At 56.4% G+C, this 21,499-nt stretch carries 22 protein-coding genes and 1 tRNA gene; 4 read left to right on the top strand and 19 right to left on the bottom strand.

What is annotated here, in order from left to right; genetic code table 11:
* Nucleotides 1-33 precede the first annotated feature (33 nt).
* The 9 genes from F3J28_RS15255 to F3J28_RS15215 form a co-directional block, all read right to left on the bottom strand.
* Nucleotides 34-882 carry a metal ABC transporter permease gene (locus F3J28_RS15255; RefSeq protein ID WP_166877460.1) on the bottom strand — a complete coding sequence of 283 codons (849 nt, stop codon included), beginning with the start codon at nt 880-882 and terminating at the stop codon, nt 34-36.
* A complete protein-coding gene (sitC, locus tag F3J28_RS15250) occupies nt 879-1,736 on the bottom strand; it encodes an iron/manganese ABC transporter permease subunit SitC (protein WP_008453328.1) in 858 nt (285 codons plus the stop codon). The genes F3J28_RS15255 and sitC overlap by 4 nt, the downstream gene beginning before the upstream one ends.
* The gene (locus tag F3J28_RS15245) at nt 1,736-2,554 is read right to left on the bottom strand and encodes a manganese/iron ABC transporter ATP-binding protein (protein ID WP_166877457.1); all 819 of its coding nucleotides are present in this window, start codon (nt 2,552-2,554) and stop codon (nt 1,736-1,738) included. The genes sitC and F3J28_RS15245 overlap by 1 nt, the downstream gene beginning before the upstream one ends.
* The gene (locus F3J28_RS15240; RefSeq protein ID WP_166877454.1) at nt 2,551-3,465 is read right to left on the bottom strand and encodes a metal ABC transporter substrate-binding protein; all 915 of its coding nucleotides are present in this window, start codon (nt 3,463-3,465) and stop codon (nt 2,551-2,553) included. The genes F3J28_RS15245 and F3J28_RS15240 overlap by 4 nt, the downstream gene beginning before the upstream one ends.
* 696 nt (nt 3,466-4,161) lie before the next feature.
* Nucleotides 4,162-5,007, bottom strand: a complete 846-nt coding sequence (gene yghU / locus F3J28_RS15235; RefSeq protein WP_166877451.1) for a glutathione-dependent disulfide-bond oxidoreductase — start codon at nt 5,005-5,007, stop codon at nt 4,162-4,164.
* 114 nt (nt 5,008-5,121) lie between these two features.
* Nucleotides 5,122-5,745, bottom strand: coding sequence for an SDR family oxidoreductase (locus tag F3J28_RS15230; RefSeq protein ID WP_166877448.1), 624 nt, complete (start codon nt 5,743-5,745; stop codon nt 5,122-5,124).
* Nucleotides 5,742-6,239 (bottom strand): heme utilization cystosolic carrier protein HutX, encoded by a 498-nt coding sequence (gene hutX, locus F3J28_RS15225; protein ID WP_166877446.1) that lies wholly within the window; start codon nt 6,237-6,239, stop codon nt 5,742-5,744. The genes F3J28_RS15230 and hutX overlap by 4 nt, the downstream gene beginning before the upstream one ends.
* Entirely contained in the window at nt 6,236-7,576 is a 1,341-nt protein-coding gene (gene hutW, locus F3J28_RS15220) for a heme anaerobic degradation radical SAM methyltransferase ChuW/HutW (RefSeq protein ID WP_166877443.1), read from the bottom strand. The genes hutX and hutW overlap by 4 nt, the downstream gene beginning before the upstream one ends.
* A gap of 258 nt (nt 7,577-7,834) precedes the next feature.
* Nucleotides 7,835-9,070: an epoxide hydrolase family protein gene (locus F3J28_RS15215; RefSeq protein WP_166877440.1), complete on the bottom strand. Its 1,236-nt coding sequence runs from the start codon at nt 9,068-9,070 to the stop codon at nt 7,835-7,837.
* A gap of 143 nt (nt 9,071-9,213) precedes the next feature.
* On the opposite strand from F3J28_RS15215, the gene F3J28_RS15210 reads away from it, so the two are divergent.
* Nucleotides 9,214-9,801, top strand: coding sequence for a TetR/AcrR family transcriptional regulator (locus F3J28_RS15210; RefSeq protein WP_166877437.1), 588 nt, complete (start codon nt 9,214-9,216; stop codon nt 9,799-9,801).
* Here F3J28_RS15210 and gstA read toward each other — a convergent pair.
* The 4 genes from gstA to F3J28_RS15190 form a co-directional block, all read right to left on the bottom strand.
* Nucleotides 9,796-10,398: a glutathione transferase GstA gene (gene gstA / locus F3J28_RS15205; protein WP_166877436.1), complete on the bottom strand. Its 603-nt coding sequence runs from the start codon at nt 10,396-10,398 to the stop codon at nt 9,796-9,798. The two genes, F3J28_RS15210 and gstA, sit on opposite strands and share 6 nt — an antisense overlap.
* 52 nt (nt 10,399-10,450) lie before the next feature.
* Nucleotides 10,451-11,890: an NAD-dependent succinate-semialdehyde dehydrogenase gene (locus tag F3J28_RS15200; protein ID WP_166877435.1), complete on the bottom strand. Its 1,440-nt coding sequence runs from the start codon at nt 11,888-11,890 to the stop codon at nt 10,451-10,453.
* Between the two features lie 126 nt (nt 11,891-12,016).
* Nucleotides 12,017-12,922 carry a LysR family transcriptional regulator gene (locus F3J28_RS15195; protein WP_166877433.1) on the bottom strand — a complete coding sequence of 302 codons (906 nt, stop codon included), beginning with the start codon at nt 12,920-12,922 and terminating at the stop codon, nt 12,017-12,019.
* Between the two features lie 120 nt (nt 12,923-13,042).
* Nucleotides 13,043-13,336, bottom strand: coding sequence for a DUF1330 domain-containing protein (locus F3J28_RS15190; RefSeq protein WP_166877430.1), 294 nt, complete (start codon nt 13,334-13,336; stop codon nt 13,043-13,045).
* A gap of 232 nt (nt 13,337-13,568) precedes the next feature.
* On the opposite strand from F3J28_RS15190, the gene asr reads away from it, so the two are divergent.
* A complete protein-coding gene (gene asr, locus F3J28_RS15185; RefSeq protein ID WP_166877427.1) occupies nt 13,569-14,048 on the top strand; it encodes an acid resistance repetitive basic protein Asr in 480 nt (159 codons plus the stop codon).
* An 80-nt stretch (nt 14,049-14,128) separates the two neighbouring features.
* Nucleotides 14,129-14,212: a small membrane protein YdgU gene (gene ydgU / locus F3J28_RS22635; RefSeq protein WP_456297838.1), complete on the top strand. Its 84-nt coding sequence runs from the start codon at nt 14,129-14,131 to the stop codon at nt 14,210-14,212.
* Nucleotides 14,213-14,775: 563 nt separating this feature from the next.
* Here the strand turns inward: ydgU and F3J28_RS15180 are convergent.
* The 6 genes from F3J28_RS15180 to aspA all read right to left on the bottom strand — a co-directional run bounded on the left by F3J28_RS15180 (nt 14,776) and on the right by aspA (nt 20,580).
* Nucleotides 14,776-14,851 (bottom strand) — tRNA-Phe (locus F3J28_RS15180).
* Nucleotides 14,852-14,956: 105 nt separating this feature from the next.
* On the bottom strand, nt 14,957-15,532 hold the full coding sequence (locus F3J28_RS15175) for a transcriptional regulator (RefSeq protein ID WP_008453778.1): 576 nt from the start codon (nt 15,530-15,532) through the stop codon (nt 14,957-14,959).
* A 38-nt stretch (nt 15,533-15,570) separates the two neighbouring features.
* A complete protein-coding gene (locus F3J28_RS15170; protein ID WP_166877423.1) occupies nt 15,571-17,340 on the bottom strand; it encodes a protein-disulfide reductase DsbD in 1,770 nt (589 codons plus the stop codon).
* Entirely contained in the window at nt 17,316-17,639 is a 324-nt protein-coding gene (gene cutA, locus F3J28_RS15165; protein WP_008453776.1) for a divalent cation tolerance protein CutA, read from the bottom strand. Before cutA ends, F3J28_RS15170 begins: the two co-directional genes overlap by 25 nt.
* 87 nt (nt 17,640-17,726) lie before the next feature.
* The gene (locus F3J28_RS15160; RefSeq protein WP_166867315.1) at nt 17,727-19,028 is read right to left on the bottom strand and encodes an anaerobic C4-dicarboxylate transporter; all 1,302 of its coding nucleotides are present in this window, start codon (nt 19,026-19,028) and stop codon (nt 17,727-17,729) included.
* Between the two features lie 115 nt (nt 19,029-19,143).
* Nucleotides 19,144-20,580: an aspartate ammonia-lyase gene (aspA, locus tag F3J28_RS15155; protein ID WP_008453774.1), complete on the bottom strand. Its 1,437-nt coding sequence runs from the start codon at nt 20,578-20,580 to the stop codon at nt 19,144-19,146.
* A gap of 344 nt (nt 20,581-20,924) precedes the next feature.
* Here aspA and F3J28_RS15150 point away from each other — a divergent pair, with 344 nt between their 5' ends.
* Nucleotides 20,925-21,401 (top strand): FxsA family protein, encoded by a 477-nt coding sequence (locus F3J28_RS15150; protein ID WP_166877420.1) that lies wholly within the window; start codon nt 20,925-20,927, stop codon nt 21,399-21,401.
* Nucleotides 21,402-21,499 lie beyond the last annotated feature (98 nt).

Raw genomic sequence — 21,499 nt, 5'->3', positions numbered from 1 at the left:
ATAAAACCGTTGCCAGGGTCGCTTCACGCGGATTCAGAATGGCTCACTAATCGCTTCCATACGTCGTTGCTTGATCGTGGCCCGAATAAACGCGGCGATGAAGACCAGGGCAGAAAGCACAACGATGGTCGGCGCGGGGGCGCTGTCAATAAAGAAGGAAAGGTAGACGCCAAGAAACGACGTGACGATAGCCTGCCCAAGCGCGACCAGCATCATGCCTTTAAAGGTACGGGTCAGCAGCGAAGCGATAGCGCCTGGCGCGATAAGCAGGGAAATCGCGAGGATAATCCCCACCGCCTTCAGCGCCGCGACGATGGTCAGCGAAACCAGGCAGAGCAGGCCGTAGTTCAGCAGCTTCACGTTCAGGCCGGAGACCTGGGCCTGAATCGGGTCGAACGCATGCAGCAGCAAGTCCCGCCATTTTAGCCCTACAACAATTACCGTTAGCAGCACGATAGCGCCCGTTTGCAGAATATCGCTGCCGCTGACGCCCAGCATGTCGCCGAACAGAATATGGTCTAGATGGATATCTGGCTTCAGGTAGACGTAGAGCACGAGGCCAGCGCCAAACATGCCGGAGAAAACGATGCCCATCACCGTGTCGCGCTTGATGCGGCTGTTGTCCTGCAGGTAACCGGTGGCGAAGGCACAAAACAGCCCGGCTATGAACGCGCCGAGGCCCAGCGGCAGGCCGACCATCCAGGCGATCACCACGCCGGGGAAGACCGCATGGCTCATGGCATCGCCCATCAGCGCCCAGCCTTTTAGCACCAGGAAGCAGGAGAGCAGCGCACACGGAATGGCGACCAGCGTGGTCATGGTCAGAGCGTTGATCATAAAGCCAAACTGGAAGGGCGAAAGCAGCGTGTCTAACAGGCTCATGGCGTTTGCTCCAGGCTCAGGCGCGCGCGCCGACGGTTAGCCAGCAGGCCGTGTTTGGGGGCAAACACGAAGGTCAGCAGGAAAATAAGCGTTTGCAGCACCACGATAATGCCGCCGGTGGCGCCGTCGAGGAAGTAGCTTATCCAGGTGCCGAAGGCGCTGGTAAAGGTGCCTAACGTGACGGAAATGATCAGCAGTTTTGGGAAACGGTCGGTCAATAGATAAGCCGTTGCGCCCGGCGTGACCACCATGCAAATCACCAGAAACGCGCCAACGGTTTGCAGCGCCGCCACGGTGGTGGCCGACAGTAGGGTGAAGAATAATCCTTTGAGCCACAAAGGATTAAGGCCAATGGAGCGCGCGTGATTTTCGTCGAAGAAGGTCACCATCAGGTCTTTCCATTTCAGCAGCAGAATCGCCAGTGAGACAAAGCCGATGATCGCCAACTGCACGATATCCGACGGGGCGATGGCGAGAATATTGCCGAGCACGATGGTCTGGATGTTTACCGACGTCGGATTGAGCGACACCATAAACAGCCCGAGGCCAAAGAATGACGAAAAAATAAGGCCAATAATGGTGTCTTCGCGCAGGCGTGTACGCTGGTTTAAAAACAGCATGGTGCCTGCGGCGAGGCCACCGGAGAAAAACGCGCCGATGGAAAACGGCAGGCCGAGCATATAGGCGCCGGCTACGCCAGGCACGATGGAGTGGGAAAGGGCGTCGCCGATCAGCGACCAGCCTTTCAGCATCAGGTAGCAGGAAAGAAAGGCGCACACGCCGCCGACCAGCGCTGATACCCAGATGGCGTTAAACATGTAGCCATAGCTAAACGGTTCGAGCAGGACGGACATTACGGCTCCCCTTTTAACGGCGCGCCGTGGATAAACGGCCTCTCGTCGTCGGTGAGGACGCTGGTTTCTTTCCCGGTTAAGGTGACGTGGCGCAGTACGCCGCTGAACGCCAGTTCCAGGTTTTCTTGCGTAAAAGTGATATTGGTCGGGCCGCAGGCCAGCACGGTGCCTTTCACCAGCACGGTATAGTCGCAATAGTCGGTGACGGCGCCCAGGTTGTGGGTTGAAACCAGCATCGTGCGGCCTTCGTCCCGCAGCTCGCGCAGCAGGGCGATGATCAGCTCTTCCGTTTTCACGTCCACGCCGGTGAACGGTTCGTCCAGCAGAATCACCTGGCCGTCCTGGGCAATTGCCCGGGCGAGGAACACGCGCTTTTTCTGACCGCCGGACAGTTCGCCAATTTGGCGATTGCGGAACTCACTCATGCCGACGCGGGCGAGGGCGTTATCTACCGCCTGTTTGTCGGCCTTGCCGGGAATGCGCAGCATCCCCATGTGGCCAAATCGGCCCATCATCACCACGTCTTCCACCAGCACCGGGAACGTCCAGTCCACATCTTCGGACTGCGGCACATAGGCCACCAGGTTGTGGCGCAGTGCTTTTTTCGTGGGCATATCCAGAATCGAGATGCTACCGCTGGCCAGGCGCACAAAGCCCATGATCGCTTTAAACAGCGTGGATTTCCCGGAACCGTTGACGCCGACCAGCGCCGCAATGGTGCCGGTCGGGATTTCAAAGCTGGCCGCCCGCAGCGCGGTGTGGCCATTGCGATAGGTGACGCTGGCGTCCTGAACGACGATGCCGGGACGACGACTCATTTTTTCAGCCCTGCATTGATGCCGTTCACGATGGTGCTGGTGGTGACGCGCAGCAGATCAAGATAGGTGGGTACCGGGCCGTCTGCGGCACTTAAAGAATCGACATAAAGCACGCCGCCATAGTGTGCGCCAGACTCCCGCGCCGCCTGGCGAGCAGGTTTGTCGGAGATGGTGCTTTCGCTGAAGATCGTGGGGATCTGGTATTGGCGAATGCTGTCGATCACTTTGCGCACCTGCTGCGGGGTGCCCTGCTGATCGGCATTGATCGGCCACAGATAGAGTTCTTTCAGGCCAAAGTCGTTGGCGAGGTAGGAAAAAGCGCCTTCGCTGGTGACCAGCCAGCGCTTATCCGCCGGAATTTTTGCCAGTTCGTTGCGCAGCGGCTCGATGGTCTGCTGAATTTTCTGTTTGTAGGCTTCGGCGTTGCGGGTATAGGTCGCCGCGTTGCCTGGATCGTATTTGACGAACGCATCCCGGATGTTATCGACGTAGATCAGCGCATTTTGCGGGGACATCCATGCGTGAGGGTTAGGTTTTCCGTTATAAGGGCCTTCGGTGATGCCCGTGGGCTGAATGCCGGTGGTGACGACGACTTCGGGCACGCCTTTCAGATGTTGATAAAACTTCGCGAACCAGAGTTCCAGATTCAGCCCGTTGGTCAGGATCAGCTGCGCGCCCTGCGCCCGGCGAATGTCTCCCGGCGTCGGCTGGTATTCGTGAATTTCCGCTCCGGGCTTGGTGATAGACTCCACGTCTGCCGCGTCACCGGCTATGTTCTGCGCCATATCGGCGATGATAGTAAAGGTGGTGATCGCCTTAAATTTTGCCTGCGCCTGAGCGGCACCCAGCAACATCGCCAGCGCGGCGGCCGCAGCGACAATACTTTGCGTTAACTTCAGTTTCCCGGGCATCGTCTTCCCTCACGAGTGATTATAGATTCAGCATTTATAGCAAGTGCTATAAAACATAGCTGTTGCTATAACTAAATGCAAACTATTATCATTTGTGTGATTTAAAAGAGGGGCAACTCTGGGGATATTAATGACAAAACTCTTCTGTCTATGTTGGATTGGCTAAGGTTCCGTTCACCTCTTGGCCGATTTCCCCTGCACGTTCAGATCACGGTGAACGTGTCAGGGGGATTACGCCAGTTAGGTCATAGCCGGGGGCGATGAGAGCCGGGGACACATCTTCCCCTCACCCCAGCCCTCTCCCCAAAGGGGAGAGGGAGAAAACAAAAGCTGCGGGAAACATTGTTTATTCCCTCTCCCTTCCAGGGAGAGGGTTAGGGTGAGGGTAAAAAACCAACAGCGATGTTGCGGTTTAAACCAGTGCTGAACATAAAGAGAGGCACGGTTCCGGCTTAAATCGCCTCCGTTTTCTCTCAGGCGACCCAGGACTGGGAGATAAAACGGAGGTCTGCCGCTTCAGCGGTCGATTTATTTCGCCGGGAGTCCGGGTTCTCAGGGGAGTGACGGTGACTCCCCTGAGACGTTCACCGGTGCGGGGGCTGCATATAAAACAGGACTGAAAATGAACGGAACCTTAGCCGACCCTCCATAATCGTGGGTATTTGTGGCTAAGGAACAGCTTTCAACTTGAAAGGCCTACAACCCTAATGCATCAAAATCTGAAGCATTGTGGCGCTCGGCCAGCTGCACATCGCCCCAGGTGCGGTTCACGATGCGGCCACGCTTCACCGCCGGGCGGTTAGCCACTTCATCGGCCCAGCGGCCAAAGTGTTTGTAGGAGGCTATGTCGAGGAACTCGGCAGATTCGTACAGGCCACCTTTCGCCAGCGCGCCGTACCAGGTAAAGATAGCAATGTCGGCGATAGTGTATTCATCTCCGGCGATAAAGCGGTTTTTCTCCAGTTGTTTATCGAGCACGTCCAGCTGACGCTTGGTTTCCATCGCGAAGCGGTTGATGGCGTACTCGATTTTGACCGGGGCATAGTGGTAGAAGTGGCCGAAGCCGCCGCCCAGGTAAGGGGCGGAACCCTGCAGCCAGAACAGCCAGTTCAGCGCCTCGGTGCGCCCGGCGATGTCCTTCGGCAGGAAGTGGCCGAATTTTTCCGCGAGATAAAGCAGGATGTTGCCGGACTCAAACACGCGCAGCGGCGGCGTGACGGAGTGGTCAAACAGCGCCGGAATTTTAGAGTTTGGGTTTACTTCTACAAACCCGCTGGAGAACTGATCGCCCTCGCCGATGCGAATCAGGTGCGCATCGTACTCAGCCCCGCTGATGCCCAGCGCCAGCAGCTCTTCCAGCAGAATAGTGACTTTCTGCCCGTTTGGCGTGCCGAGGGAGTAAAGCTGCAGCGGATGTTTGCCGACAGGCAGCGTTTTTTCATGAGTCGGGCCGGAAATTGGGCGGTTGATGCTGGAGAACTGACCGGCTTCAGTTTTGTTCCAGGTCCAGACTTTTGGGGGCTGGTAGTTGTGTTCGGACATCGCGTGATCTGCCTTCTTATCAGGTTAGTTATCTGATGAAACTATCTTGAAGTGTAGCAAGAGGGAAGAGCCTGCCGGGCTATACCGCCAGAAAAGCGAAAGCCCGGCGTGGCATCAGGCTGGTTTCAGCCCCGGTTCAACGAGGCCGTAAACCTGGTGATTCAGGTGGGAGGATTTTGCCAGTTCTGCGACGTGCGCGGCGACATCGGCCCGCATGACCATTCCGTGAATTTCGGGTGTCTGGCTCAGCACAGCTTTGCCGGTGGGTTCGCCGTGAAGCAGGCCGCCCGGGCGTACAATAGCAAAATCCAGCGTACTGGTTTGCAGCCAGCTTTCGGCGAGGGATTTTTCCCGTACCGCCTGACCAAAGGCCGCTTTTGCCCGATCGGATAAATAAGCCCAGCTTTCTCCGCAGCCTAAAGAGGTAACTAGTATCATGCGTGAGAGCCCGGCTTTTTCGGCGCAGTCGATAACCGTGCGGTGCGCCTGGTAATCATGTGAACCGCCCATCGTTGAAATGACGGTGGCGTCCTTGCCCGCCAGGCGGCAGGCTTCTGCGACAGCGTCTGCGTCGCAGGCGTCGCCGGTAATAACCTGAGCACCTGCCTCACGCAGTTTTGCGGCGGCCTCTTCGTTACGCACCAGTGCAACAACGGGGCGATTTTCTGCCAAAGCCAGCTTCGCGGTTAGCGCGCCTACGCCCTTGCCCCCGGCCCCAAAAATTAACCATGGCATCATGCAATATTTCCCTTAAGTGTCTCTGCCAGCGCACGAAAAGCTGCCAGCTGGTCTGCCAGTAACTGGCGGTGATCGTCGCGCCCGATGAAGATTTTCAGCATCGCGCTGCCCGCCTGATTGAAGAACAGAATCGAGGCGGTGTCCATCCCCATAAACTTGCGCTCCACCAACGCGATGTGGGTGCAGTTGGCCGCTTTGATATGCCCCGTCATGCCTTTTTTGCCGCGCAGGTTAAAATAGCCGTGGCGGTGGAAGCCGGAGGGAAGTTCCCCGGAAAATTCAATAATCACATCGGCGGTGTGGACCAGGGTAGTGACGCTGCCCCATTCGACAACGGTGTCCCAGACGGTGTCGAACAGCCCGCCGCTAACCAGCGCCTGAGCAGGGAGCTGGGAAACAACATCCAGCAGGGTGACATTATATTGTGCAGCAATAGATTCCAGCGTGCCGTCCGGCTGGGTTTTTAAGTAATCGGCGAGGGAAACGGAAGTCATAGCGTTGCTCCTTGTGTTTTTTTGTCCGTGGTTAATGGGGTATTGAGAGCGGCAACCAGCGTCTGCAGAGACTGGAAGATATTGCTGGCCCAGAAGCGGCCTTCGTCGGTCAGACGCAGGCAGGTTGAGTCATCCCGGGTCAGGCCGGAGTCGTGCCATTGGGTCAGCAGCGGCTGGAGCAGATGCGCATCGGCGGTCAGCTCGTCGAGAGGCACGCGGGCGGTTTCAATGCCAGCCTGGAGGCGATGCCGCCAGCGGTAGCCTGGGTCAGTGGTGCGGGCCATCATCATCAGCGGTTTTTTTCCGGCGGCGACGGCGGCGTGCCAGGTCTCCAGGTTGCGTTCAACCATCCAGGAGTAGCCGTTAACCGAGCCGCCCGCGCCGGAGCCAAAGGCCAGGCAGTCTGCCCCCTGTTTAATCAGCAGGTTGTAAAGGTTGCGTTCCCGCGTGGTGCGCGCCCAGTGGCTGTTGCTGATGCAGCGCCAGCCTGCGCTGTCCATGAAGTCGCAGCCCTGCAGGTACAAATCCCTGCGTTCGGCCGGGGAAGGCAGCGTGATGCGTCCGTTTTCCACGGCTTTACCCAACGGCGTTTGCGGCAGCAGATTCAGGGCATAAAGATCAACCCCGTCGAGGCCGATGTCCCGCGCGATAGTCAGGTCTTCGGCCCACAGCTTTTGATCCTGCCCCGGAAGGCCAAACAGCAGATCGCAGACCACGGCGGCACGATCGCGTTTGCAGAGGTTTTCCATAAAGCGCCTGGCAGTAGGGCCGTCGGAGGTGCGCGCCATTTTTTTGCGGATTTTGCTGTTAAACGACTGGATACCGATGGAGAAGCGGTTGGCTCCTGCGTCGAGGCAGGCGTCGATACGCTCATCGTCAAAATTTAGCACCCGGCCTTCAATGGTGATTTCGCAGTCCGGGGCCAGCGGCAGGCTGCGGCGCAGGGCGGTAATGATCCGTGCTAAATCTTTGGCTGACAGCGCCGAAGGCGTGCCGCCGCCAAAGTAGATGGCGTGAATGGGGGCCGACTGGTGCAGCGGGCTGCTGGCCTCCAGCTCGATTTCCCTGAGCAGCGCGTCGGTGTAGCGTTCGCAGTGGTCTGCTTCATAACGATTCTGGTAAAAACCGCAGAAGGTACAGTGCGTTGCGCAGAAGGGAATATGGAGGTAAACCAGCCTTTTGCCGGGAGGCGTTGGGCCGGTAATCACCTGTTGCCAGGTGTGCTCCAGCTGTTCTTTGGCGATGGGCATTGCGCCGCGCCACGGCATGGTGGCGTGACGATCTTTAAAGGGTTGCCCGCCGGGGAGCGCAAAGTGCGCCTGGAGATCCAGTGTCATGTCGCTTACTCATAAATGAAAATGATTGTGATTATCGTTATCTTGTTTGAGGTAAGTGAAGCGCAAAGTGAGCTTTGAGGGAGAAAAGCGAGCGGCTTTTGATTTAGGTCAACCCCGGTCAGAAGCCGCACGCTTTTCCTCCCCGGCCTGATAAATACAGGGCTAAGTATCTGGCGGGAAAGAGCCTCCGGGCAGAGACCGTCTGATTGACCTGGCGGGCAGGAAGCCCGCCAGGCTTAGCGCGGGGATCGGCCTGGGTTAGCTGAGGGGCCGATCCCGGAAGGGACGGAACGCCTGCCACAGCTCGCGGGCAAAGATTTCCGGCTGTTCGAAGGCGGCGAAATGGCCGCCCTTTTCAACTTTATTCCAGTAGAACAACTGGCTCCATGCCGCTTCGGCCCAGGCACGCGGCGGCGTGAAAGTTTCAGCCGGAAAAAGACTGGCGCCCATAGGGATGCTGATTTTTTCTATGCCAGAACGCGCGGCAGAGAAAAAGTCCGCGCCGCGGATTGTGCTGCCCACGCCTTCCCAGTAAAGCCGCGCGCTGGACACGCCGGTGCCGGTAAACCAGTACAGGGAGATGTCATCCAGCATTTTTTCCCGGCTGAGCGCATCTTCGGGCTGACCGCGGTTGTCGGTCCACTCCTGGAATTTTTCGTACATCCAGACGGCAAGCGCGACGGGGGAATCACTCAGCGCATAGCCGATGGTTTGTGGCCGGGTATTCATCAGGTTGGCATAGCCTGCTTTATTCGACACGTACAATTCAATGGCCGCCAGCGCCTGGCTCTCCTCTTCCGTCGGCTGTTCCGGCAGGGTGGCAGGCACGACCATCGGCAGGTTCACGTGGGCCGCCAGCAGCCCTGCCGGAGCCTGAGCGGCCAGCGCGGTGGTGATGGCTGCACCCCAGTCTCCGCCCTGTGCGACCCAGGATTTATACCCCAGCCGCTCGGTCATCAGCGTGGTCCATGCTCGCGCAATGCGGGCCGGGTTCCACCCCTTTTCCGTCGGCTTGTCTGAAAAGCCGTAGCCTGGAATCGCCGGGATCACAACGTGGAAAGCGTCCTCCGCCGTGCCGCCAAAGCGGGTTGGGTCGGTAAGCCGGTCGATGACGTCCAGAAACTCAATAACCGAACCCGGCCAGCCGTGCGTGAGCAGGATCGGCGTGGCGTTTGCGTGTGCGGAACGCGCATGAATGAAGTAGATCCCCACGCCGTCGATTTTTGTGCGGAACTGTGGGTAGCTGTTTAACCGGGCTTCAAGCTTGCGCCAGTCATAGTGATGCAACCAGTCGTAAATCAAGGATTTTGCGGCGCTAAGCGGCACACCTTGCGACCAGTCTTCCACTGTTTCCTGCTCAGGCCAGCGCACGCCGCCGAGGCGCTGGTGCAGATCCTCAATAGCGCTTTCCGGGATATGCAGGTGAAAGGGGGTGACGGCTTCCGTCGCCGCCGGCAGGGTAAATGGCTCGGCAGAATGGATGATGCGGGACATTATTAGCTCCAGAATGAACCCGCCATTTGCGGCGGGGAGGTAAAAGGTAAACGCTATTTGTAGCGACCGATACAAAATATCCTGAGTTGGCTGTGGGCGTCAATAAAGTTGTAGCAATTGCTACAATTGCTATACTGCGGCCTATGACGAGAAAAATTAACTTTGACTACGAGCAGGCGCTGGACCGTGCGACGGCGCTTTTTTGGCAGCGAGGCTACGCTGAGACTGGCCTGCGCGATCTCCTGAAAGCGATGGAGATTGGCGAAGGGTCGTTTTACAACACGCTCAAAAGCAAAAAGAACCTCTACCTGTTATGCCTCGATCGCTACGAAGCGCAGATTGTGCAGCGCCGGATGGTAGCGCTTCGGCATGCCCCCACGGCCGCTGAGGGCGTTCGGGCATTCTTCACCGAAGTGTTAAACACGCTGGACGATCCGCAAACGTCTTCCCGGCTTTGTATGGTCGCGGCGATGGTCAGCGAGGAGGTGTTGTCTCAGCCTGAGCTGGCCGCGCGGGCAAAAAGCGGATTAGAGAAGGTACAGGACACACTTTTTCTGCGTCTCAGCGAAGACAAGGCCGCCGGAACTCTGCCTGAGACACTAGAACCGCAGGAAACGGCTGCCATTATCACGACCTGGCTACAGGGGCTGTGGCGTATGGCGCTGATTGAATATCAGCGCCCCGTCTTTGAGCGACGGATCGCCACTTTTCTGGGGGCGCTGGGTTTATAGCCCTTCGGCTTTCATTGCCGCCTGCACGTGCGGGCGGCGCGCAATGCGCGAATACCACGCCTGCAAATGGGAAAGCTCGCTGAGATCCAGCCGGGCATGCGACGCCCACCCTACCGTTGTAAACAAGTAGGCATCCGCGACCGAGAATGTTTCGCCCATGACATAAAGGCTATTTTTTAGCTGCTCATCCACCCACTGGTAGCGCCTGTGCAGCTGCTGCCGGGCGACGGGTTTGTACACCTCCGGCGTGGCTGGCGTAAAAAGTGGCGCAAAACCTTTGTGTATTTCGGTCGCTATGAAATTCAGCCATGCCTGGGCCTGATAGCGCGCAAAGGTGCCTGCCGCTGGCATCAGCATTTTGTCAGGTGCCAGATCCGCCAGATACTGAATAATCGCCACGCCTTCACGCAATGTCTGCCCGTTATCCAGCGCCAGCAAAGGCACGTATCCCAGGGGATTAATGCTGTAGAAGTCGTCGCCGCTTTGTGTCGTGTGGCTTTTAAGATCCACCCTTATCATTTCGCAGGCGAGGCCTGACTCAAGGGCCACAATATGCGGAGAAAGCGAGCAATCTCCCGGGCTGTAGTAAAGCTTCATCAATGTTATTCCTGATAGCGGAGAAGGCGGGCGCTCTATGGCGCCCGCACGGTTAGGCGTGGGTGATGGAGATAGCGCGAATATTGAGGTATGCCTCCACGGCTTCCGGGCCGCCTTCTGTGCCATACCCTGAGTCTTTTACTCCGCCAAACGGCAGCTCTGCGGATGGCGTCATCGGCTGGTTAACCCACAGCATGCCGGTTTCGATACGCTGTGAAAGCTGGTGGATGGTTTTGGCCGAGCGCGAGAAGGCGTAGGCGGCCAGGCCGTAATCCAGACGGTTTGCTTCGCCGATAGCTTCTTCCAGGTCAGTAAAGCCCCGAATTAAAGCGACTGGGCCAAAAGGCTCCTCGTTAAAAATACGCGCGTCGAGGGGAACATCGTCCAGCACCGTGGGCGCATAGAAGTTGCCTTGCTGGCCGAGGCGCTTGCCGCCCGTTAGCAGTTTTGCACCTTTGGCAATCGCCTCTTCAATCAGAGTTTCGACGGCAGTTACGCGGCGCGCATTCGCGAGAGGGCCAATCTGGGTGGTTTCATCGAGGCCATTGCCCGGCCGCAAACCCTCGGCCCAGCGAACCAGCCCGGCAGTAAAAGCTGCCCGGACTTTTTCATGAACCAGGAAGCGGGTCGGGGAGATGCAGGTTTGCCCGGCATTGCGGAATTTCGCCGTGCCCAGCGCCCGGATCGCCAGTTCAACATCCGCATCTTCGGCGATAATCACCGGGGCATGGCCGCCCAGCTCCATGGTGACGCGTTTCATATGCTGCCCCGCAAGGCCGGCCAGCTGTTTGCCTACCGGAGTCGACCCCGTAAATGTGACTTTACGTACGGCCGGATGCGGGATGAGGTAGCCGGAGATTTCTGCCGGATTGCCGTAAACCAGATTGGCGACGCCGGCAGGTAAGCCTGCGTCCGCAAGCGCCCGGAACAATTCTGCCGGGCTGGCCGGGGTCTCTTCCGGCGCTTTGACGATGATCGAGCAGCCTGCGGCCAGGGCTGCCGCAAGCTTCAGAACGACCTGGTTGAGTGGGAAATTCCATGGCGTAAAGGCGGCCACAACGCCCACCGGATCTTTAACGACGAGCTGCTGAACGGCGGCATCCCGGGAAGGAACAATGCGGCCATAGACGCGTACGCCCTCATCGGCAAACCATTCGATGATCTCTGCCGCAGCGTTAGCTTCAAAGCGTGACTCGGGCAGGGGTTTACCCTGTTCCTGAGTAATAAGTGACGCAATTGATTCGGCCCGCTCGCGAATCAGCTGGGCGGCACGACGCAGAATGACGGCTCGCTCAACGGCCGGAATAGTACGCCAGGTATCAAAGCCTTGCTGAGCTGATGCCAGCGCATCGTCCAGATCCTGCCGGGTGGCGTACGCCAGGTGGCCTATCTGCTGGCCGTTTGCCGGATTAAGCACGGGCAGCGTTTTGGCGTCGGCGCCGTCGCGCCACTGGCCATGAATAAACAACCGGGTAGTGGTAGGGTATTGCATGTGGTTTTCCTCGTTTTTAAGAGCTAAACGGCTAGCCCGATGGCGAGAATTACAGCACCGCAGGTAAGAGGCAGGTAGACAGGGGCAGGGAATAGCGCTTATTCCCCGAAGGAATAGGACTGATGCTTATGAGCGATTTTCAGGCGGCCGGCCGAATACGCGTTCCTCAATGAAAGAGATAAAAGCTTTGGACTTGGCGCTGGTTGCGCGGCCCGAGGGGGAAACGGCCCAAAGATCGATCGGCGGCAGCGCCCAGTCGGTTAACACCGCCTGAATTTCACCGGATGCAAGCTCACGGCGGAACATCCATTCTGACATGATAGACAGCCCGATGCCGGAGAGTACTGCTTCCCGGACGGCTTCCATACCTGTTGTGCGTAACCTGCCCTGAACCGTAACGGCGGCCCGCTGTTTGCCCTGGCGGAACTCCCAGCTTGAACCTCCTCCCCGCAGATCGTAAATAACGGCCTGATGATTAAGCAAATCCTGCGGCATTTGCGGATGGCCGTTGCGGGAAAAGTATTCCGGAGTGCCCATCACCAGGCGAGGATTTTGCCCCAGTCGCCTTGCGGTGAGCGATGAGTCAGCCTGTGTGCCCATACGGAGCGCGACATCGATGCCGCCTTCGACCAAATCGATGTTGCGATCCTCAAGGAACATATCGACATCCAGTGCCGGATGCGCGGCCAGGAAATCGGCGAGATGCGGCATGACATGCAGCCGCACAAATGTTACCGGACCGCTGATCCTGAGCCGGCCAGTCAGCATTGCGCTTAGCCCGCGTGTGGAAGTCACGGCCACATCGGCCGCGTCGAGCGTGCGCCTCGCATGTTCGTAAAAATTACTTCCTGCTTCCGTCGGGGTTAGCCCATGCGTTGATCGCAACAAAAGCCGCACGCCAAGCTGCTGTTCGAGCTGAGCAATGGTTTTTGAGACTGCGGGCTGGCCAATGCGCAGGCGCCTGGCTGCAGCAGAAAAAGAGCCGGTATCAACGACCTGAACGTAGGTTTCCATAGCTGAAAGCAGATGCATGACTATTCCCCGGAAGAATGACCAGCGGTAGCTTACTCTCGATGGTGGACGCCTGACTACGATTTCTTCAGGCGCGTGAGGGGAGCTCCGCAGGCCTCTTAACGGCCTGGTTTACAAGGCTCAGCCGGGCAGGCCTTCCACAATAGTGATCATTGCTTCTGCGACGCTGGCTCTTTCCTGGCGAGCGCGCTGGTATTCCGGCGAGTGGTAGCAGGCCAGCGCCGTTTCCATGTTGGCAAACTCAATGACGACATGCCGGGTGAAAGCCGCATCACCCTCTACAACTTCCGCTTTGCCGCCTCTCGCCAAAAAGCGAGCGTTGTAGCGCGTAAAGGCCGCCGGGGATAAATCGATATAGTTTTGATACTGCTTAGGGTCGTGAACGGTGACGTGGGCAATCCAGTATGCGGCCATGCTTTGCTCCTGTAGGGGAAGTCTGTTGGTCAGCCAATCTAGCATAGCGGTGAAAGGCCGTATTGCCGGAAAGAGGCGGCATGATGCGATCGATAATCTCCCAATTTGACTTTGTACATTTCATTACACGCCGATACCAATCACTCACTGAAGAGTTTGTTTCACACGCCTATAGTTCATTTCAACGGCCCCGCAGTGGGGTAAACACGAAAACAAATTCGAGGATGTCGAAATGAAAAAAGTATTAGCTCTGGTTGTTGCCGCTGCTATGGGCCTGTCTTCCGCCGCTTTCGCTGCTGACACTACCGCTACCGCACCAGCTGCTGCGCCGGCAACCACCGCCGCTGCACCTGCTGCTAAAGCTCCAGCTGCAAAAGTAACGCATCATAAGAAACACAAAAAAGCTGCCACTCAGAAAGCTCAGGCCGCTAAAAAGAAACACAAAAAAGCCGCTAAGCCAGCTACCGAGCAGAAAGCTCAGGCTGCTAAAAAGCACCACAAAAAAGCAGTAAAACCAGCTGCACAGAAAGCTCAGGCTGCTAAAAAGCATCACAAAAAAGCAGTAAAACCAGCCGCACAGAAGGCTCAGGCTGCTAAAAAGCATCACAAAAAAGCAGTAAAACCTGTTGCCCAGAAAGCGCAGGCTGCTAAGAAACACGTGAAAAAACATCACAAAGCTGCTGCAAAACCAGCCGTTAAGCCAGCTGCATAAGTTCAACGGGGCTACCCGTTAGCTTGAAGCGTTAACACAAACACCCGGCTTGCCGGGTGTTTCTTTCTGGAGTTCAGATAATGTTGCGACGCTACAGTTTCGAATTAATCCTCACCGCGCTGCTGACCTGCGGCCTAATCACGCTGAATTTTTGGCTTCAGTAGATTCTGTTCTTCCTGGGTTCTAAAAAACCACCAGCCCCTGCTTTACTCAGAAATACAGGCCAGCGCCTGGTTGAGATACTAGTGCAGATTAGCGCTGTAGTTTTTATTTGGCTCTGGAAAAGTGGTTGGAAGAGGGCGATGTTGATGCAGTTGAATAATCGTTCAATTCGATGAAGAGTTCACTTCTCCAAAAGCAAAAAACCAGCCCGTAGGCTGGTTCTTCTAAATAGTGGTGCCCGGACTCGGACAAAAACGTCGGGAACGTTTTTGAACAGCGCTTGCGCTGGCCCCGCAGGGGTGAGTCTCAGGGATGAGACGAATAATCGACTTTCAGTTCGATGCAGAGTTCGTATCGCCAAAAGCAAAAAACCCGCCATAGACGGGTTCTTCTAAATAGTGGTGCCCGGACTCGGACAAAAACGTCGGTAACGTTTTTGAACAGCGCTTGCGCTGGCCCCGCAGGGGTGAGTCTCAGGGATGAGACGAATAATCGAATTTGTTCGATGGAGAGTCCATATCCCTGAAAGCAAAAAACCAGCCCGTAGGCTGGTTCTTCTAAATAGTGGTGCCCGGACTCGGAATCGAACCAAGGACACGGGGATTTTCAATCCCCTGCTCTACCGACTGAGCTATCCGGGCAACGGGCCGCATTAAACCGTAAAGGCCGCCAGGCGTCAACGGCTTTGTCATAAAAATTACCTAAAACTATGCTGATTGCCTGCTTTTCAGTCAAAGACAGTAAATTCAGGTTAATGCCCCGCCGGTGCGGCACAGCGCAAAGCGTAGAATATCTTCCGCAAGGGTTCTGGCCGTGTCGATATCAGCCTGGCTACGCTTCACCAATAGCTTGCTCAGGCAGCCTTCCAGCACCAATTCCATTTGGTGCGCGACCATGGTTGGGTCGTCCACTTCCATTTGTGTGAGCAGCTCGTGCGTGTATTCCCAGGCCGCTTTTTTCTGCTGGTCCGCCAGTTGATGAATCGGGTGCGCGGCATCAGGGTAGAAGGTGCAGGCGGCAATAAACAGGCAGCCGGGATAACGCTGGTTGCTCACGCATTCGGTCAGGGCGTGGTAACGCTTAAGCAGCTTTTGCTCCGGGGTTAATTCTTCGTCCAGCATCAGCTGACGCCGCCAGACATCCACCTGCGAACTTAAGTAGCGCAGGGCGTCGTACAGCAGGGCTTCGCTGTCGGGCCAGAACTGGCGAATCTCAGCGAGCGGATAATCGGCTTCTTTCGCCACCATCTCCAGCGTCGTGCTGGCAATGCCTTCACGTTCAAGGACATGCAGGGCGTGCTCTAAAACTTCTTCGCGTTGCACGGTTTTCTCCTTACGTTTCCCAACGGATCAAGTGTTGTTTACTGGCTGCGATTGCGCAAATGCTCGCTGAACGCGGAGGCGTCCATAAAGCCTGTTACGCGGTCTGCAGGTTGTTCAACGCCGTTAGCATCGAAGAATAAAATGGTTGGCAGGCCAAGCACCTGTAAATGCTTCAGCAGGGCTTTGTCGTCGGCGTTATTTGCCGTGACATCGGCCTGGAGTAAAACGGTGCCAGACAGCGCTTTTTGCACCTGCGGATCGCTAAAGGTGTATTTCTCAAACTCTTTACACGCCACGCACCAGTCGGCGTACAAATCTAACATCACCGGTTTGCCTTTCGCCCCGGCTAGCGCGGCGTCGAGCTGCTCAACGTTGGCTATTTTGTTAAAGCTGAGGTGAGGGACGGACTGAACGGATGCCGGAGAGCCAAAAGCCCAGTCCTGCAGCGGACGAGCGGACACCAGCGCGGCACCCAGAAGAATAATTTGCAGCACGCGTAGCCAGGACTTCTTTGCTCCAAGGCTGGTGATAAATGCCCAGCCGAAGAAGGCGACGCCCAGCAGGCCCCACAGCCTCAGCCCCCAGATATCGCCCAGCACGCGCTCCAGCAGGAAGACCGGCAGCGCCAGAATCACAAAACCAAAGGCGGTTTTGACGCTTTCCATCCACGGCCCGCTTTTCGGCAGCAGGCGATTACCGAAGACGGTAATCAGGATTAGCGGCAGGCCCATGCCCAGCGCGTAAAGGTAAAGCGTGCCGCCGCCGAGCCACATATTTCCGCTTTGCGCGATGTACAGCAGGATGGCGCTAAGCGGCGCGGTGGTGCACGGCGAGCAGATAAGCCCGGCCAGCGCGCCCATAGCAAAGACGCCGCCCGCCGAGCCGCCCTGCTGGCGGTTGCTCATCAGCGCCAGGCGCGTTTGCAGCGACGAGGGCAGCTGCAGCGTGAACAGGCCGAACATCGAGGCGGCGAGCAGGATAAAGAGCGCTGACAGGCCAATCAGCACGTATGGGTGCTGGAGTGCCGCCTGGAACTGGAGTCCTGCGGCGGCAACGACAAGACCGAGTGCGGTGTAGGTCAGCGCCATGCCCTGAACGTAAACAAAGGCCAGCAGCAATGCCCGGGCGGTGGACAGGCGTTGTTTACCGCCCAGCACGATGCCGGAAATGAGCGGGTACATCGGCAGCACGCAGGGCGTGAAGGCGATGCCGATGCCGATCAGGAAGGCCCACAGCGCGGAGAAGGGGAGCGATGCGGGGGCGGAGCTGTCTGTTCCCCTCACCCCGGCCCTCTCCCCAGAAGGGGAGAGGGAGGAAGACACATTGGCCTCGTCTCTTGATGGAGAGTGGGAGGAAGACACATTGGCATCATTAGCCGACGCAGCAATAGCACTCAACGGCACAACGCGTGTTTCCGGCGGATAGCAGAACCCGGCTTCGGCGCAGCCCTGGTAGGTGACGCTGACGGACGAACCTTTATGGGCAGTATTTACCGTAATGGGCAGAGTTAGCTGCCGGGTGAAGATCTCCGTTTTGCCGTAGAACTCATCTTCGTGCCAGGTGCCTTTAGGCATAGCCAGGGGCGTAATGTCCGCGCTGGTGGGCACCACTTTGATCTGCTGGCGGTAGAGATAATAGCCTGGTTTTATCTGCCAGCTGAGCGTCAGCTTGTGCTCCGCCTGCTGAAAGTCAAAGGCAAAAGCCTGGTCGACCGGGACAAACTGCGTTTTATTTTGGGCGTCAAACAGCCCGGCGAAGGCCTGCGAACTGCATAACAGCAGGACTAGCGTAATGATGCGTAAAGCCATGAGAGATATTCACTGTTTCCGTGTGCAACTGGCAGAACCAGTAGTTCTGGCGTTTGATAAGGGTGATGGGTTTTCAGGCAGGCAAGCAGTGCCTCCTGGTGTTCCACGTCGCTCTTGAGCAGCATTTGGACTTCGTACTCCTGCTCCAGCTTTCCTTCCCAGTAATAGAGCGAAGTTGCGCCCGGCAGCAGCGTCACGCAGGCGGCAAGTTTTTCCGCCAGCACTTTCGCGGCCAGATCCTGCGCGGTGGCTTCATCCGGGGCGGTACAGAGTACAACGACAGCCTGGGTCATCGACATCGCAAACCTTATTGTGGGAGGAAACGGCATCGACTATAGCATGAGGAGGAGAGGACGGGCCGAATAACGACCCGTTTTTGAAGAGATTTACAGCAGCACGCTGCCGAACACGAAGCCGAAGCAGACGGCCAGGACTACGCCCATTGTGCCGGGAATGAAGAACGGATGGTTAAAGACGAATTTGCCGATGCGCGTTGTGCCGGTGTTGTCCATCTGCACCGCGGCGACCAGAGTCGGGTAGGTTGGCAGAATAAACAGGCCAGAAACGGCGGCGAAAGAAGCCACGGCGGTTAGCGGTGAGACATTGAGCGCCAGCGCCATCGGCATCAGTGCCTTGGCCGTAGCGGCCTGAGAATAAAGCAGCGCCGAGGCAAAGAAGAAAATCACCGCCAGCAGCCACGGATGGCCCTGAATCACGCTCCCTGCGGTTTCTTTGATCCAGTCAATATTGGCAGACACGAAGGTATCGCCTAGCCAGGCCACGCCCAGGATACAAATACAGGCGCTCATGCCAGCTTTGAAAGTGCTGGAACTCAGAATACTTTCGGTTTCCACTCCGCAAATCACGGTGGTCAGGGTGGCGACTGACAGCATGATAATCAGTATCGCGTTGGTGGTATTCATCAACGGCGCAGCGACGAGGCCGAGACTTGGGCTATTGATGATGGCATAGATGACTACGCCAACCACACCGAGCAGGAAGAGATATACGGAAGTCTTCGCGCGCGGTTTAATCTCGATTTGCTTGTCGCCACGCAGCTCAATCAGCCCCTCTTCCAGACGCTTGAGGTAAACCGGATCGTTGGACAGCTTTGAGTCGAACAGGACAGAGACCAGGAACGACATCACCAGCACTGCCAGCAACGTTGAGGGGATAACGACTGACAGCAGCTGAATATAGCTTATACCGTGGCCTTCCATCACCGAAGACATGTAAACCACGGCGGCGGAAATTGGCGAAGCGGTAATGGCTATCTGAGCTGAAACCACCGCGGTCGAGAGTGGACGGCAGGGTTTGATACCCTGCTCCTTAGCGACTTCGGCGATTACCGGCAGTGTGGCCAGAGAGATGTTGCCGGTGCCGGCGAAAATGGTCAGAAACCAGGTCACAATGGGCGCAAGAATAGTGATGTATTTAGGGTTCTTACGTAACAGTTTTTCGGTTTGGTTGACGAGATAATCCAGGCCCCCGGCGATTTGCATTGCTGAGATAGCCGCAATGACCGCCATGATGATGGAAATAACGTCGAAGGGGATGCTGCCGGGTTTTACGCCTATTGCCGCGAGAACCAAAACCCCCAGTCCTCCCGCGTAGCCAATCCCTATCCCGCCCAGCCTTGCCCCCAGAAAAATCGCTGCTAACACGATGATGAGCTCGATGACTATCATGGTCGCTTCCTTGTTGTTTTAATGAGATGAAAATGAAATGTTGTGTTTTCGTATACCGTTAAAATGAAAAAGGCACGTCCGACTGGACGTGCCTTTTGGCGTTTATGTGGATGAGTTATTGTTCGCTTTCATCGGTATAGCGCTTAGCTTTGTAGACCGGGTGCATCAGGTTGTGGACGGAGAAGATATCGTCCAGCTCGGCTTCGGTCAGCAGGCCGCGCTCTAGCACGACCTCGCGCACGCTCTTGCCGGTTTCTGCGCAGATCTTGCCGACGATGTCGCCGTTGTGGTGGCCAATGAACGGGTTCAGGTAGGTCACGATACCGATGGAGTTGTACACGTAGCTCTCACACACTTCTTTATTCGCGGTGATGCCGTTAATGCATTTTTCCAGCAGGTTGTAGCAGGCGTTGGTCAGGATATGAATGGATTCGAACATTGCCTGGCCAATCACCGGCTCCATCACGTTCAGCTGCAGCTGACCTGCTTCGGATGCCATGGTCACCGTGGTGTCGTTGCCGATGACTTTGAAGCAAACCTGATTCACCACTTCCGGGACAACCGGGTTCACTTTGGCCGGCATGATAGAAGAACCCGCCTGCAGTTCCGGCAGGTTGATTTCGTTCAGACCAGCGCGCGGGCCGGAAGAGAGCAGGCGCAGGTCGTTACAGATTTTGGACATTTTCACGGCCAGGCGCTTCAGGGAGCTGTGCACCATCACGTATGCGCCGCAGTCGGAAGTGGCTTCAATCAGGTCTTCTGCTGGTACGCAGGCCAGTCCGCTGACTTCTGCCAGTTTCTGTACGGCCAGCTGCTGGTAGCCATCTGGCGTGTTGAGGCGGGTACCGATGGCGGTTGCGCCAAGGTTCACTTCCAGCAGCAGTTCAGCGGTGCGCAGCAGGTTTTTAGTCTCTTCAGTCAGCAGCACGTTGAACGCGTGGAACTCCTGACCGAGGGTCATTGGAACAGCGTCCTGAAGCTGGGTGCGGCCCATTTTCAGGATCTCAGAAAACTCAACCGCTTTACGCTGGAAGCCTTCGCCCAGCTGATTAATGGCATCGATCAGTTTCACGATGGAAGCGTAAACTGCGATGCGGAAGCCGGTTGGGTAGGCGTCGTTAGTGGACTGGCATTTGTTGACGTGGTCGTTCGGGTTCAGGAACTGGTATTCACCTTTCTGGTGGCCCATCAGTTCCAGACCGATGTTGGCGAGGACTTCGTTGGTGTTCATGTTGACGGAAGTACCGGCGCCGCCCTGGTAGACATCTACCGGGAACTGATCCATGCATTTGCCGTTGTTCAGGACTTCATCACAGGCCTGAATGATGGTGTTCGCGATGCTCTTAGGAATGGTTTGCAGTTCCTTGTTCGCCATTGCCGCCGCTTTTTTTACCATCACCATACCGCGTACAAACTCCGGTATGTCGCTGATTTTACTGTTGCTAATGTAGAAGTTTTCAATCGCTCTCAGAGTATGAACGCCGTAGTAGGCATCCGCTGGCACTTCCCTGGTACCCAACAAATCTTCTTCGATACGAATGTTATTTAACATGTGAACCTTCTTAGTAAAGCTGCAGATAAATGCACTGTTTTATTCACACACACGAAATGTGGTTGTGAGCTTAATAGGCCGACGATTATGTCCATATTCGACCGCGTTAACGTGATGATATGCTGATGATAGCGAAAAGCAGTAACCTGGATCACTTATTAAAAGCCGCCACGCATAACAATTATTAATATGTGATATAGGTCAACAGTTGAAAATTTCCAGAAAAAATTCACGCAAGAAACATTGATCTTTGTCTACAGCGTCGCCATCTCCCTCCTACGCGTAATTGCTAATCTATTTTTCGCGAGACCATTAACGGGCTCGCCCGATGACAGGAGCGTATAGTGCGCTGGATCCCGTTTATTGCCGTTTTCCTTTATGTTTACATCGAAATTTCGCTGTTCATACAGGTGGCACACGTTTTGGGGGTCTTTATGACCCTGATTCTGGTCATTTTCACTTCGGTGATTGGCCTTTCTCTGGTGCGTAACCAGGGCTTTAAAAACCTGATGCTGATGCAGCAGAAGATGGCGGCAGGCGAAAGCCCTGCGGCGGAAATGATCAAAAGCGTCTCGCTGATCATGGCCGGTATTTTGCTGCTGTTGCCGGGCTTTTTTACCGACTTCCTCGGTCTGTTGCTGCTGCTGCCGCCGGTGCAAAAGCACCTCACGCTCAAGCTGATGCCGCATTTGCGCTTCTCCCGCATGCCTGGCGGCGGTTTTAGCGCCGGTGGTGAAGGGGGCAATACATTCGACGGTGAGTTCCAGCGTAAAGACGACGCGCCAAAGCGCCTCGACGACCAGCACCGGGATGATCGTTAAATTTTAGTTTTTTTTGTTTTCCCCCCTTGAAGGGGGGAAAGCGCATCCCCATTAATCAGGTCACCAGCCGATTACCCCTGTGGGACGGCGTTACCTAA

Origin of the sequence: Enterobacter sp. Ap-1006 (assembly GCF_011752835.1) — a bacterium.
GTDB lineage: Bacteria > Pseudomonadota > Gammaproteobacteria > Enterobacterales > Enterobacteriaceae > Cedecea.
Note: the sequence above shows the minus strand (reverse complement) of the source record. Positions and strands in the feature narration are given on the sequence as shown.

Coding starts and splice junctions, on each gene's coding strand:
- F3J28_RS15255 (WP_166877460.1), bottom strand. CDS start 882: ATGAGCCTGTTAGACACGCTGCTTTCGCCCTTCCAGTTTGGCTTTATG.
- sitC (WP_008453328.1), bottom strand. CDS start 1,736: ATGTCCGTCCTGCTCGAACCGTTTAGCTATGGCTACATGTTTAACGCC.
- F3J28_RS15245 (WP_166877457.1), bottom strand. CDS start 2,554: ATGAGTCGTCGTCCCGGCATCGTCGTTCAGGACGCCAGCGTCACCTAT.
- F3J28_RS15240 (WP_166877454.1), bottom strand. CDS start 3,465: ATGCCCGGGAAACTGAAGTTAACGCAAAGTATTGTCGCTGCGGCCGCC.
- yghU (WP_166877451.1), bottom strand. CDS start 5,007: ATGTCCGAACACAACTACCAGCCCCCAAAAGTCTGGACCTGGAACAAA.
- F3J28_RS15230 (WP_166877448.1), bottom strand. CDS start 5,745: ATGATGCCATGGTTAATTTTTGGGGCCGGGGGCAAGGGCGTAGGCGCG.
- hutX (WP_166877446.1), bottom strand. CDS start 6,239: ATGACTTCCGTTTCCCTCGCCGATTACTTAAAAACCCAGCCGGACGGC.
- hutW (WP_166877443.1), bottom strand. CDS start 7,576: ATGACACTGGATCTCCAGGCGCACTTTGCGCTCCCCGGCGGGCAACCC.
- F3J28_RS15215 (WP_166877440.1), bottom strand. CDS start 9,070: ATGTCCCGCATCATCCATTCTGCCGAGCCATTTACCCTGCCGGCGGCG.
- F3J28_RS15210 (WP_166877437.1), top strand. CDS start 9,214: ATGACGAGAAAAATTAACTTTGACTACGAGCAGGCGCTGGACCGTGCG.
- gstA (WP_166877436.1), bottom strand. CDS start 10,398: ATGAAGCTTTACTACAGCCCGGGAGATTGCTCGCTTTCTCCGCATATT.
- F3J28_RS15200 (WP_166877435.1), bottom strand. CDS start 11,890: ATGCAATACCCTACCACTACCCGGTTGTTTATTCATGGCCAGTGGCGC.
- F3J28_RS15195 (WP_166877433.1), bottom strand. CDS start 12,922: ATGCATCTGCTTTCAGCTATGGAAACCTACGTTCAGGTCGTTGATACC.
- F3J28_RS15190 (WP_166877430.1), bottom strand. CDS start 13,336: ATGGCCGCATACTGGATTGCCCACGTCACCGTTCACGACCCTAAGCAG.
- asr (WP_166877427.1), top strand. CDS start 13,569: ATGAAAAAAGTATTAGCTCTGGTTGTTGCCGCTGCTATGGGCCTGTCT.
- ydgU (WP_456297838.1), top strand. CDS start 14,129: ATGTTGCGACGCTACAGTTTCGAATTAATCCTCACCGCGCTGCTGACC.
- F3J28_RS15170 (WP_166877423.1), bottom strand. CDS start 17,340: ATGGCTTTACGCATCATTACGCTAGTCCTGCTGTTATGCAGTTCGCAG.
- cutA (WP_008453776.1), bottom strand. CDS start 17,639: ATGTCGATGACCCAGGCTGTCGTTGTACTCTGTACCGCCCCGGATGAA.
- F3J28_RS15160 (WP_166867315.1), bottom strand. CDS start 19,028: ATGATAGTCATCGAGCTCATCATCGTGTTAGCAGCGATTTTTCTGGGG.
- aspA (WP_008453774.1), bottom strand. CDS start 20,580: ATGTTAAATAACATTCGTATCGAAGAAGATTTGTTGGGTACCAGGGAA.